Source organism: Nocardiopsis sp. CNT312, assembly GCF_000515115.1.
GTDB lineage: Bacteria > Actinomycetota > Actinomycetes > Streptosporangiales > Streptosporangiaceae > Nocardiopsis.
On record NZ_AZXF01000018.1, the window covers coordinates 90,262 to 102,950 of the forward strand.

At 68.0% G+C, this 12,689-nt stretch carries 11 protein-coding genes; 3 read left to right on the forward strand and 8 right to left on the reverse strand.

From position 1 onward, the window contains the following. Positions 1-5 precede the first annotated feature (5 nt). Both B042_RS0109020 and B042_RS0109025 read left to right on the forward strand, forming a co-directional pair. The gene (locus B042_RS0109020; protein WP_028648016.1) at positions 6-1,037 is read left to right on the forward strand and encodes an iron chelate uptake ABC transporter family permease subunit; all 1,032 of its coding nucleotides are present in this window, start codon (positions 6-8) and stop codon (positions 1,035-1,037) included. After that, positions 1,034-1,789: an ABC transporter ATP-binding protein gene (locus tag B042_RS0109025; RefSeq protein WP_028648017.1), complete on the forward strand. Its 756-nt coding sequence runs from the start codon at positions 1,034-1,036 to the stop codon at positions 1,787-1,789. The genes B042_RS0109020 and B042_RS0109025 overlap by 4 nt, the downstream gene beginning before the upstream one ends. A gap of 127 nt (positions 1,790-1,916) precedes the next feature. Here B042_RS0109025 and B042_RS25620 read toward each other — a convergent pair whose 3' ends face one another. The 6 genes from B042_RS25620 to B042_RS0109065 form a co-directional block, all read right to left on the reverse strand. Next, positions 1,917-4,448 carry a M60 family metallopeptidase gene (locus B042_RS25620; protein WP_051415559.1) on the reverse strand — a complete coding sequence of 844 codons (2,532 nt, stop codon included), beginning with the start codon at positions 4,446-4,448 and terminating at the stop codon, positions 1,917-1,919. Between the two features lie 671 nt (positions 4,449-5,119). Then, positions 5,120-5,665 (reverse strand): type 1 glutamine amidotransferase domain-containing protein, encoded by a 546-nt coding sequence (locus B042_RS0109035; protein WP_028648019.1) that lies wholly within the window; start codon positions 5,663-5,665, stop codon positions 5,120-5,122. Between the two features lie 478 nt (positions 5,666-6,143). Continuing rightward, complete coding sequence (locus B042_RS26870) at positions 6,144-6,272, reverse strand: hypothetical protein (RefSeq protein WP_255342327.1); 129 nt, start codon at positions 6,270-6,272, stop codon at positions 6,144-6,146. Positions 6,273-6,429: 157 nt separating this feature from the next. Further along, entirely contained in the window at positions 6,430-8,733 is a 2,304-nt protein-coding gene (locus tag B042_RS0109050; protein ID WP_028648020.1) for an excinuclease ABC subunit UvrA, read from the reverse strand. A 657-nt stretch (positions 8,734-9,390) separates the two neighbouring features. Then, positions 9,391-9,576, reverse strand: coding sequence for a hypothetical protein (locus tag B042_RS0109060; protein ID WP_155988978.1), 186 nt, complete (start codon positions 9,574-9,576; stop codon positions 9,391-9,393). Between the two features lie 352 nt (positions 9,577-9,928). Further along, positions 9,929-10,120, reverse strand: coding sequence for a hypothetical protein (locus tag B042_RS0109065; protein ID WP_231493890.1), 192 nt, complete (start codon positions 10,118-10,120; stop codon positions 9,929-9,931). 352 nt (positions 10,121-10,472) lie between these two features. On the opposite strand from B042_RS0109065, the gene B042_RS0109070 reads away from it, so the two are divergent. Further along, positions 10,473-11,468, forward strand: a complete 996-nt coding sequence (locus B042_RS0109070) for a LuxR C-terminal-related transcriptional regulator (RefSeq protein WP_231493891.1) — start codon at positions 10,473-10,475, stop codon at positions 11,466-11,468. A 25-nt stretch (positions 11,469-11,493) separates the two neighbouring features. On the opposite strand, the gene B042_RS22515 is transcribed toward B042_RS0109070, so the two are convergent. Together B042_RS22515 and B042_RS25625 are read right to left on the reverse strand one after the other, a co-directional pair. After that, positions 11,494-12,315, reverse strand: coding sequence for an AfsR/SARP family transcriptional regulator (locus tag B042_RS22515; RefSeq protein WP_231493892.1), 822 nt, complete (start codon positions 12,313-12,315; stop codon positions 11,494-11,496). A gap of 73 nt (positions 12,316-12,388) precedes the next feature. Beyond that, entirely contained in the window at positions 12,389-12,538 is a 150-nt protein-coding gene (locus B042_RS25625; protein ID WP_155988980.1) for a hypothetical protein, read from the reverse strand. Between the last annotated feature and the right edge of the window lie 151 nt (positions 12,539-12,689).

Below are 12,689 nucleotides of genomic sequence, written 5' to 3' on the forward strand. Positions count from 1 at the left end.
CCCGTGTGACCAAGCCCCCGACCGCGCCGCACAGGGGGCGCTCCTCGCGCCCCCTGGCCTCCCCGCGCGCCCGCCGTCGCTACCGGACCGTTGTCGTGGTGCTCTCGGTGCTCGCGGCAGGGTTCGCTGTCGGCCTGCTGGCCTGGGACAACCCGATGCCGGCGGGGTCGGACGGCTTCTGGCGCATTGCCGAGATGCGCGCCACGAACCTGGTGGTCATGGCCGTGGTCGCGATCTGCCAGTCCGTCGCCACCATCAGTTTCCAGACCGTCACCGGCAACCGCATCATCACCCCGTCGATCATGGGGTTCGAGGCGCTCTACATCACCGTGCAGACCACCGCGGTGTACTTCCTGGGCGTCGCCGGGATCCTGGCGGTCCAGGGGGTCCCGCAGTTCCTGCTACAGATCGCCCTCATGGTCGCCTTCGCCCTGCTGCTGTACGGGTGGCTGCTGTCCGGCAGGTACGGGAACCTGCAGATCATGCTGCTGATCGGCATCATCATCGGCGGTGGCCTCGGCTCGGTGTCCGCGTTCATGCGGCGGCTGCTCACGCCCAGCGAGTTCGACGTGCTGGCCGCACGGCTGTTCGGCAACGTCTCCAACGCCGACGCGTCCTACCTCCCGGTCGCGGTACCGCTGTGCCTGATCGCCACCGCCCTGCTGTGGGCTCGGTCGCGGCGTCTGAACACCATGGCGCTGGGGCGTGAGGCCAGCACGGGGCTGGGACTGGACCACCGCCGCGAGACCATGCGCGTGCTGTTCCTGGTGTCGATCCTGATGGCGGTCTCCACCGCGCTCGTCGGACCGATGACCTTCCTGGGCTTCCTCGTGGCGACGCTGGCCTACCAGTGCGCCGACACCCACGACCACCGGTACGTCTTCCCCGTATCGGTGCTGACCTGCTTCGTCGTCCTCAGCGGCGCCTATTTCGTCATGCGGAACATTTTCCACGCCAACGGTGTGGTCTCGATCATCATCGAGCTCGTGGGCGGGCTGGTGTTCCTGTTCGTCATCCTCAGAAAGGGTCGCTTGTGATCACCCTGACCGGTGTGCGCAAGGAGTACAGCGGCGAGGTCGTGATCGGCCCCGTCGACCTGCGGATCCCCCGGGGCGGTGTGACCGCCTTGGTCGGCCCGAACGGCGCGGGCAAGTCGACGCTGCTGACGATGATCGGCCGGCTGCTCGGAACGGACCAGGGCACCATCGACATCGCCGGCCACGACGTGGCGAGGACGGCCTCCAAGGACCTGGCCAAGGTCGTCTCGATCCTGCGCCAGGAGAACCACTTCGTCACCCGGCTCACGGTGCGACAGCTCGTCGCGTTCGGCCGTTTCCCCCATTCACGGGGGCGGCTGACCGCGGCCGACGAGGAGGCCGTCAGCCGGGCCGTCGACTTCCTGGACCTGACCGGCCTGGAGCACCGCTACCTCGACCAGTTGTCGGGCGGGCAGCGCCAGCGCGCCTACGTCGCGATGGTCCTCTGCCAGGACACCGAGTACGTGCTGCTCGACGAGCCGCTCAACAACCTCGACATGCGGCACTCGGTGCAGATGATGAAGCACCTGCGCCGGGCCGCGGAGGAACTGGGCCGCACGGTCGTGATCGTGCTGCACGACATCAACTTCGCCGGGCACTACGCCGACCGTATCTGCGCGGTCAAGGACGGTTCCGTCGTCGAGTTCGGCACGCCGGACGAGATCATGACCGACGACGTGCTCACGCGGGTCTTCGAGACCCCGGTGGCCGTCGTGGAGGGGCCGAACGGTCCGCTCGCGGTCTACTACTGACCGGTCGTCCGCTCCCGGCCCCCGGGCCGCCCGGGAGGTCCCGCCCCGGACCGGGACGGGACCTCTCAGGTTCGGGCACCGTGCCGGCTCATGACCGGCACCGGCCCGCCCCCAAGCGGCAGGGACCTCACGTGTAGGGTTCGATCTTCGTCATGTCGGTGGCGGGCCTGCCGAGGCCCAGGCCGCGCACGGCCGCCCAGATGTCCTCCTCGCTCTCCTTGAGCAGGCCCCAGTCGGCGAAGAACTCGGTGAGGTCGAGCCGCGCGGCGACGGACGCCGACCTGACGAAGCACTTCTTGCGCTCGTGGTCGCTCGCCGTACCGCAGTGCTCCTCCCGGACGTGCCTGTGCCACTCGGGGAGGAAGTCCTCGCCGAGCCCCAGCCTGAGCTGCTCGAAGAGCGCCATGGTGTCGACCTGGTCCGACCGGAAGCTCTTCTCCGGGCGGGTGCGGCTCAGGTAGGACTGGGTGGCGCTCCACCGCCGCGGGAGTTCGTCCGTGTACTCGTTGCGGTGCTTGCGGCCGACGGCGAGGGAGTACAGGTTGACCGACACCTCGATGATCCCCTCGGGGCCACCGTAGGTGGTGTCCTGCTGGAAGTGGTGGCCGTACTCGTGGAGCATGACCCACGAGTTCAGCGCCTCCCCGGTGAGCAGGGCCCTCATGAAGTACCCGTCCGCGGGCCCGTGGGGTAGTCCGATGTATCCGGTGGTCGCGTGCGGGTTGTAGCTGCCGCGCGATTCCACCGCGTAGATGCGCAGGCGGGGGCGGGCGTGGACGGCTGAGGAGCCGTCGAGGCCGCTGATGTCCTCCTGGATGGACACCAGTTCGTCGTGGGCGGCGAGCGTCTTGCCCGGGTCGGCTCCCTCGACGGCGCGCGCGGTGGGCAGGAGCGCGGCGACAACGACGGAGTCGCTGACCATCTCGACTTCGGGGGTCCTCGACGATGCGAGCATGGTGTGCCACTGGTCGGCCGAGGTCCGCCCCTGCACGAAGTAGGGGACGGGCTGCGCGTTGCCGCTCACGGTCATCCACACCGCGTCCCCGTCTCCGGACTCCGTGGTGTGGCGGATGTGGAGGGTGCCACCGTAGGGGTCCGCGATCTTGTTGTCACCGGGCTTGAGCGGGGTCGCGCGCATGCCGGGGCTCTGCCGGTCCGGGTCGTCCCTGTCCGCGAGCCCCTGGGTGCCGATCAGGGCCTCCATACGCGACGCGCCGCCGTAGACGGTGATGGTGATCCCCTGGCCCGCCGGTACGTAGTAGCCGGTCGGCTGGTAGTCGGCGTAGTAGAGGCGCTGCTGGAGCCTCCTGCGCTCCGCTGCGGCCGTAGGGGACGGTTCGATCTCCAGGATGCGGGGCTGCGGGAAGTCGACGGTCGCCTCGACCTCGTCGAAGGTCCGGCTGCCGTCGTGGACGCGTAGGCGCAGGGTGTCCTTGTTCCACATGTAGGTGGGGGGCACGTTCGGGTTGAGGAACGAACCGCCCTGCTGGAAGTCACCGATACTCGCCCACCTGCCGTCCGGCCACTGCGCCTGGAGACGCGCACCCTCCGGCCCGCCGTGCGCACTCACCCGCAGCTTCCCCTCGGTGTCCCACACCGCCGACACCTCGGCCAGCGGGGGGCGCACCCTGATCTCCTGGTGGGGCGGGAGGGAGAGCCCGTCACGGTGAAGGCGCAGGCGCAGGGTGTCCTTGTTCCACATGTAGGTGGGGGGCACGTTCGGATTGAGGAACGAACCGCCCTGCTGGAAGTCACCGATACTCGCCCACCTGCCGTCCGGCCACTGCGCTTGGAGACGCGCACCCTCCGGCCCGCCGTGCGCACTCACCCGCAGCTTCCCCTCGGTGTCCCACACCGCCGACACGGTGAGCACGGCCACCGTGACCTCCTGGACGGCGGAGGCCTGTCCGTTCTTGTGGACGCGCAGGCGCAGGGTGTCCTCGTCCCACATGCAGGTGGGGGGCACGTTCGGATTGAGGAACGAACCGCCCTGCTGGAAGTCACCGATACTCGCCCACCTGCCGTCCGGCCACTGCGCTTCGAGGTAGGCGACGTCCGGTCCCCCGGGGGCGCTCACCCACAGCTTCCCCTCGAACGTCCACGCGGCCCACACCTCGGCCAGCGGGGGGCGCACCGTGACCTCCCGGTGGGGCGGGAAGGAGAGCCCGTCACGGTGGACGCGCAGGCGCAGGGTGTCCTCGTCCCACATGTAGCTGGGCGGAACACTGGGGTTGAGGAACGAGCCGCCCCGCTGGAAGTCACCGATACTCGCCCACGTCCCATCCGGCCACTGCGCCTGGAGACGCGCGCCCTCCGGCCCGCCGTGCGCACTCACCCATACGCCGCCCTCGAACATCCATGCGGGCGAAACCACGAGCGCGGGGCTCACCACGATCTTCTGGATCTCGGAGGACTGTCCGTTCTTGTGGACGCGCAGGATCAGGAGGTCCTTCTCCCACATGTAGCTGGGTGGCACGTTCGGGTTGAGGAACGAACCGTCCCGCTGGAAGTCACCGATACTCGCCCACGTCCCATCCGGCCACTGCGCCTGGAGCTGCGCGCCCTCCGGCCCGCCGTGGGCGGTCACCCACAGTTTCCCTTCGGGGGTCCATTCGGACCACACCTCATCGACGCGGGGCTGCGAACTGTCGGGGGCCATGAAGCCACCACCTTTGCACGAAGAAACACAACGGAATTGCGAAACCGCAGATCAGGAGATCTTGAAGTACACCGCAGACAACAGGCGGAGTCCCCTGAAGCAAAACACCGGAACATCAGGAGATTAAACAACTAACGAAAGAAGGGGAACGGATCATGCACCCGGACCCTCCCCCCGAGCGAAAAACCCCGAAAACAGAACCGACGAAAATAAACCGCCGATGCGGCCGGACTGCCGACCCGGTTCGAAGACTAGACCCGACCCGGGATCGATTCAATAGAGCCGCCGAAAGTTGATGCCCGAATGAACAGAGCGCACCCGTGATTCTCCAGTGAACCGTGAGACAGCAAAGACCTTCGATGGAAAATGAAAGCGAATCTCCCACCAAAAACCGGTCAGACGTGATTATCTCTAACCGATCAGACGTTTTGTATCATCCACAACTGATTCCATTGCTGACCGACCCGAAGCATGACGGCGTTCGGCGTCGGCCACCGCGCCGCCTCGTCCAGACAGAGGGCGTGCGGCACCGGCGTGCACTCCCCTCAGACTGCTTTCGCTGGGTGGCGGGAGCACGGGCAGAGGTGTCTGCGGGCCCCGGGGCCGCGGTCGGCGCTGACGCGCCCCGGGCCTTCCGGTCCGTCACCGGATCACGCGCGGCCTCCCCGCACCTAAGCGTGCTCGATCTCCGCCACGATCCGCTCGCAGAAGGCGAGCAGGTCCCCGGGGTCGCGGCTGGTGGTCACCCCGCGGTCGGTGACGACCTCCTCGTCCACGACCACGGCCCCGGCGTTGCGCAGGTCGGTGCGCAGACTCGGGTAGGACGTCACCGTGCGCCCCTCGGCCACCCCGGCCTCCAGCAGGGCCCACGGCCCGTGGCAGATCGCGGCGATCGGCTTACCCCCGTCCGCGAACCCGCGCACGAAACGCATCGCGTCGCCGTCCCTGCGCAGGTGGTCGGGGCTGACGGTCCCGCCCGGCACCACCAGGGCGTCGAAGTCGTCCGCTCCCGCCTCCGAGACCCGCCGGTCCACTGTGAAGCGGTCGGCGGGCTCGATGTCGCCGTTCATCGCCTGGATGGTCCCTTCGCGCAGCGAGACCAGCTCCGTCCGTGCGCCCCTCTCCTCCAGAGCCCTCCTCGGCTCGACGAGTTCGACCTGTTCCACTCCGTCCGCCGCCAGGATCGCGACCCGGCGGCCCGTGAGCACGGCAGCCATGACCTCCCCCTCGTCTCCACTCGCGGACACCGCGGCGGACGCCGCACAGGAAGCCCTACCCACCTCCCGGTCTCCCCCACCCGGTGGACACGCTCCCCCTGGGAAACACGAACTTTGCCCACGCCCCTCCGCGGAGGACGGTCGGACCGGGAACCGTGGTCCGGGGGCGTCTCCATGAAGTTGTCAAGCCGCCCGTGGGGCCGGTGGAGCCGAGGGGGAACACCCGCCCGTCCCGCAGCAGCGCCCACACCACGCTCACCCGACGCCCTGCCAGAGCGATCACCGCCTGGACACACTTGAGCGCCCCGGCCCGTTCGCGGTGGGCGACGACGCGGACGTACTCCGGGCTCAGGCCTTACTGGGTCCACGCCGAGCGGGGCTCACCGGCCCACCCGGCGTCGCCGGGTACGGCATCCTCGGCGGACAGCAGTTCCTTCGCCGAGAGGACGCCGCTGCTGCGGAGCACCGTCTGCTGGAGTCACTGCTGGGCCTCCAGCGCGGCGACGCGCTCCTCGAAGGAGCCCGCCTCCAGCCAGCGGGCCGGGTCCGGGGCGGCGCGAAACGTCCGCGGACTGCCCCGTTCGCAGGCCGCGGGCGACGAGGGCACGGGCGATCCGGTCGGTGCACTCGTCCGGTTCCCCGTACGTCAGGCTCCCCACACCGTCGGCGATCGCCTCCGCGGTGACGGCGCCGGTGGTCCGGACGTGTCCGTCGGCAGCATTGCCCCTGCTTCCTCCCGGATCTGTTCGGCTTCGCTCATCCGGTCAGCTCTGCTCCTTGGCCAGATACCGTCCGGTCAGGCTGTCCTGGTCGGCGGCCAGATCCTCCGGCCGTCCGGTGAAGACGACGCTGCCGCCGTCATGGCCCGCCCCCGGGCCGAGGTCGACCACCCAGTCGGCGAGCCGCACGACGTCGAGGTCGTGTTCGATGACGATCACCGTGTTGCCCGCGTCGATGATCCGGTGGAAGAGGGCGACCAGGTTGCGTACGTCGGCCATGTGCAGTCCGGAGGTCGGTTCGTCGAAGACGAAGATCCGCCCGTTGTCGGTGAGCCGACTCGCAAGCTTCACACGCTGCCGCTCGCCGCCGGAGAGTTCGGACAGCGACCGGCCGAGGGTCAGGTAGCCCAGCCCCACGTCCACGAAGGCGTTCAGCCGCTCCCTGACCACACCGCCGATCTGCTCGACGGCCTCCTCCACGGTCGTCTCCAGCAGCTCGGTGACCGTGCGGCCGTACAACCGGTACTGCAACGCGTCGGGGTGGTAGCGGCTGCCCCCGCACGTTTCGCACGTGACCGTGACGGGGTCGAGGTAGGCCATGTCACTGGTCACGGTGCCACGCCCCCTGCAGGTCGGGCAGGCCCCCTCGGCGTTGAAGCTGAACAGTCCGGGTTTGACCCGGTGCACGCGCGCGAATTCGCGGCGGATGTGGTCCCAGACCTTGGCGTAGGTCGCGGGGGTCGAGCGGGGGTTGATGCCGACCGCGCTCTGGTCGATGACGACGACGCCGGGGTGCTGCCGGGGCAGCACCTGCGTGGTCAGCGAGCTCTTCCCCGACCCTGCGACCCCGGTCACGGCGGTGAGGACACCGAGGGGGAAGTCGACATCGACGTCGCGCAGGTTGTGCAGACGGGCCGACCGGACCGGAAGGTGGGAGTCGAAGCGGCGCGCCCTGGACGGCGGGAGCTGCTCGCGCAGCCCTCTGCCTGTGGCGGTGCCGCTCGCAGCGAGTTCGGTCGGCGTTCCCTCGAACACCACCGATCCGCCGTGTTTGCCCGCGCCGGGACCGATGTCGATCACGTGGTCGGCGGCTTCGATGACCGCGCGGTTGTGCTCAACCACGAGGACGATGTTGCCCTTGTCCCGCAACTGGTACAGCAGCGCGACCAGCCGTTCGACATCACGCGGGTGCAGGCCGGTGGTGGGTTCGTCGAACACGTAGGTCATGCCGGTCAGACTCGACCCGAGGTGGCGTACGGTCTTGAGCCGCTGCCCCTCGCCGCCGCTGAGGGTGAGGGAGGAGCGGTCGAGGGAGAGGTAACCGAGCCCGACCGTCTCCATGCGCCGCAGCGCGGCGATCGGGGGCGCCAGAAGTGAGGCGTCGCCGATCGCGGCTTCCATCGCGACGAGCGTGTCCAGCAGTTCGGTCACCTGCATCGCCGACAGGTCGGCGATGTTGTGTCCGTCGATGCGTGAGTCAAGGACCGCCGGGGAGAGCCGTGTGCCCCCGCAGGCGGAGCAGACCGCCATGTCGACGACCTTCTCGACGTGCTTGCGCTCCTTGGCCTTGAGCGAGTCCAGGCCGGGCTTGATGAACCGCCGTGTGAACCGGTCCACTAGCCCCTCGTAGTCGTTCACCGCGACGTTGCCGAGGTCGTCGAGCCGATCGGTCCGGAAACCGCCGCCGTGCAGCAGCAGCTCCAGTTTCTCCTCTGAGTACTCCTCCAGCGGGAGGTCGGCGTCGAACAATGGCTCGCCGAGGCGGGGACTGGGCTGCTCGACGTGGAAGTGGGCGGTCGCGTAGCGCTTCCAGTAGTTCGTGCCGACCGCGAAGTTGGGGTGCCGGATCGCTCCCCCGTTCAGTGACTTGGACCGGTCCAGCAGCCGGTCGATGTCCAGGCTCATCACCTGGCCGAGCCCCTCGCACTCGGGGCACATTCCCTCCGGTGCGTTGAACGAGTAGGCGGTCGACTCGCCCGCGCTCGGACTTCCGTGCCGGGAGAACAGGACACGCAGCATCGGCTGAACCTCGGTGAGGGTGCCGACCGTGGAGCGCGCGTTGCGGCCCAGGGCGCGCTGATCGACGACGATGGCCGGTGCGAGGTTCTCGATGTATTCGAAATCAGGGCGCTCGAACTTCGGCAACCGGTTCCGAATGAAAAGCGGGAAGACCTCGTTGAGCTGCCTCTGTGATTCTTTGGCGATCGTCTCGAAGACCAGTGACGACTTTCCCGATCCGGATACTCCGGTGACCACTGTCAGCGCCGGTGAGGGAACACTCACGGTGACACCGTTCAGGTTGTTGGCACGGGCACCGTGGACAACGAGTGACGGCCTCGCACTGTTCACCGTTTCCAACCTTCTTCCATGGATTCTGCTTGTTCGTTTACGGGCCCGGCGGCCCTCACAGTTCCGGTGGCTCCGGGCAGGGCTGTCACGGCACGGATCACGTCCCGCCGCCCCCGAAGCGTCCTCCTCGCGTCAAGAGGCTGGCCGAGAAACGGCTCAGCGGAAGGTCGAAGACATCGCCGACCCGGGCGAACCAGTCAGCGCTGGCCCTGCCGAGCCTCTGAAACCGCTCGACGGCCGGCCGACGGGTCTCCTCGTACCCGGAAAGCGCCTGGGTGAGACCGCTGGCGCTCCCCAGGATTTCCACTCAAACCAAGGCATCTTCGAAAACCATGTGCACACCACCGCCGATCGAGTAATGAACCGTATGCATCGAGCCGCCGACCAGTGGAATGTTACTGCGGGGCCATGGTCGTGTCGTCCGTTTTCGGAATCTCCGCCAGGTGGAGTTGTCCCGCAGCGGATCAGGGTGTACAGGAAGACCGAAAAGAGCTGTAAGGCCGGTCGGCGTGAGCACCGTCCGGCCTTCGACGAGAAAAGTGCTGGCACTGCCGCTGAATGGATACGCGTGCGCCATGTAACAGTCGTCGGCCGTCGATTCGGCCAGGAAGGTCAGTGGACCGGGGGCCTGGTCGCCTCCGGCGTGTGCGTACCCCGTCAGCGGTCAGGAGCCTTTGCGGACGGCTGCCTCTGGTGACCGCCGCGGCACAGGAGGACGCCCCGGGTGCGGGTCTGCTCGCTGTCACGGGCGTCGTCCAGCAGGAACAGGATGCGCCTACCGGCCAGGAGGCTGTGGTAGAGGCCGTACTCGGCCTCGGCACCGGCCGGTTTCGCGTGAAGCACCGGCGCGGCCAAGAGAGTGCGCAATTTCGACGGCCCCGGTGCGGCGACGAAGGGGGAAGGGACACGCACAGGACCGAGAAGGCCGAAAACAGACCCACAAGACCTTCCCAAGGAACCAGATCCCGGATCTGATCCCCTCATCCCGCTGCCTGATTTCCGTGAAATCCCTCTCAGTAAGTGGCCACCGCACCATGTACACGCGAACAGAACGGGTTTCGGGAACGGCCCCCCGGCCCGGAGCCCGGGACCTGGCGGCCCCCGATCCTGTACCGCACTGGGTCGGGCCGAGGTGCGTATCGCGCGACAACGCGGCCCGGTGCGAATTTACTGCGGCACGGTCGCCGATCGGGGGTCAGAAGGGGTCAATGGGCCTCATGGTAATATCGTCCAACACGACCCACGACCCCAGCTGCGGTATCCCACGGGCGACACTCCCCCACAGGCGCAGAACGGCCCCCGTCGCACCGTCCCCGATATCCTCGTGGAGGAAGAAAACGAGTTCCGCCCGTTCGGAGCACATTTCGACGTAGAGGTGCTCCAGCATGTCCTCTGGAACGGAGCGTGCGTACACCGCCTCCTTGACCCTCCGCGGAGGAAACGGATCGTGAACGAGCAATCGCAGGCACACGATTCTCATCGTATTCGCCCCCTGTTCATCAAGGCACTATTACCCCACCTGGGAGATGTGGCGGGGTTGATTCTTACTCCGGACCGACCGTGAAGTCCTCTTGCCGGTAAGCCCAGTGGGCACCACAATTACGACGGGAGTTCCGAAGGCCGCGTCTTCGTACCGACGTGACGGTGTGTTCGCCGTGTCGCGCGGCTCAGGGGACAGGCGGGGAAGAACCAGCTGAAGGAGGGCCGTGCTCGGATCGATCGGAATCGGTCAAGACGCGGTGAGTGTCTATCGCGCGATGTTCGCCGAACCCCGCGCCGGTGTGAGCGACCTCGGGCACCTCTTGGGCTGGCCCGTGGAACGCGTGCGGGCGGCGCTCGACGAGCTGGCCCGGTTGTCCCTGGTCCGGCGTTCGTGGGAACAGCCCGAGAAACTGGTCCTGGTACGGCCCGAATTCGGACTGCAATCGCTGCTGTGGCAGCAGGAGGCCGACCTGCTGGAACGGCAGCAGCAGCTGGCCAACGCACGCTCGGCCATCACCCGGCTGATCTCCGAGTTCGAGGAGAGCCACCGCATCCGCATCGCCATGGACATCGAGCAGCTCCACGGAATCGACGCGATCAGGCTGCGGATCGAGGAGTTCGCGCACGAATGCCGCCACTCGGTCTGGACGTTCGCGGACGGAGGCGCGCAGACGCAGGACAACCTGGAGGCGAGCCTTCCCCTGGACCGCATGCTGCTCGAACGAGGGATCGAACTGCGCGACATCTACCTCGACAGCGTGATGAACGACGCTAAGACGCTCCGGCACATCCTGCGTCTGGCCGACCTCGGCGCCCGGATCCGCACGGTACCGACCCTGCCCACCAGGATGGTCCTCTTCGACCGCACCATCGCCCTGATCCCCACCGACCCCGACGACTCCGCCGCGAGTGCCCTGGTCCTGCGCGGTTCCGGCGCCGTCACGGCCCTGCTGTCCCTGTACGAGTACGTGTGGGGCGAGGCCAGTCCGCTGGGATCCCGTGCCCCACGTGGCCGCCACGGCCTGAGCGCGCAGGAGCAGGCGGTGGTCAACCTGTTGGCGGAGGGCAGCACCGACGAGACCATCGCCCGCAGGCTCGGGGTGTCGGTGCGCACGGCGCGGCGGATCACCGCGGACCTCAGTCGACGGCTGGGCGCACGGAGCCGTTTCCAGGCCGGTGTACTCGCGACCGCTCTGGGCTGGATCGATACGTCCTCCCTCGACGGGGCCACGGAGGGGGAGGACGTGATCTGAACGCCGGATGGCCCCGCCGCGGGGTTCACTCGGCCGTGAGGGAGATGGGGACTTTCCGCCGAGCGCGGGGCCGCAGTCGACGGGCGGGGGACGCCGAACTCGCACCGAGCACCTCCTGGTGCAGACTCTGCAGTTCGTGCGAGGGCTCCAGACCGAGCTCCTCGACAAGGGCCAGCCGCAGCCACCGATAGGCCGTCAGAGCCTCATCACGGCGCCCTGCCCGGCTCAGCGCGCGGATGAGCTGGCAGTGGAACCACTCGTTCAGCGGATACTCCATCACCAGGGCCCGCAGTTCGCCGATCGACTCCCGGTCACGTCCCAGCAAAGCCTGGGCCCGGATGCGCAGTTCCTGTGCATACAGCTTCTGTTCCTCCAACCGGACCGTGTGGGGGCCGATCAGCGGCCCGCGGGGGACATGTGCCAGACACGGGCCGGACCACAGGTCCAGTGCCTCACCCAGGCGCTTGGAAGCCGCGTCGGGCCGCCCCTCCTCCAGGAGTCGACGCCCCTCGCCCAGCAGCCGTTGGAAGACCAGTGCGTCCAACTGTTCGGGGGCGATCCGCAACAGGTATCCCGAGGCGCGGGTGACCAGGAGCTCGGGGCCGGCCCCGGAGGGCTCCGCGCACTCGATGGCCTTGCGGAGCTGGTAGACGTAGGTCTGCACCGTCGTCACCGCGCTCTTCGGCGGCTCGTCGCACCACAGCTCCCTGACCAGGACGCTCATGGGCAGCGGACGGTTCGCGCGCAGAAGCAGCAGTGCCAGGACCTGGAGTACCTTCGGCGCCTTGGGGGTGCACGCGCGGTTCTCTCTCAGTACCTCCAGCGCACCGAGAATCGTGAAGTTCACCAAGTCAGCTCTCCCTATGACGGATGCACCGGAGACCGGCGCCGGTGCGCGTTGGCGGCGACGCCTCCCGGACTCACTGCCATCCGGCACCGCCCCCGTGGTAGGCGGACGCCGCCCCGGCCACGGAGTCCGGGGCCGCCTGCGCGAGGGCCGGAGTACCGAACCCCATCGTGACGACGGCCGCGACAACCGCAACGCGGAAGAAATTTCTGATCCTGTCCATGACGCCGCTCTCTCCTGATACGTGCCGGGCGGGGCCTCGGCACACTGGGTTTTACATGTGTTTTTTGTGATTTCGCCAAGGGTGGATCGGGCATCAATTCTGTGCTCTCTGCCGACCACCCGATTTCAATGATCAACGCTCGGGAAGAGGA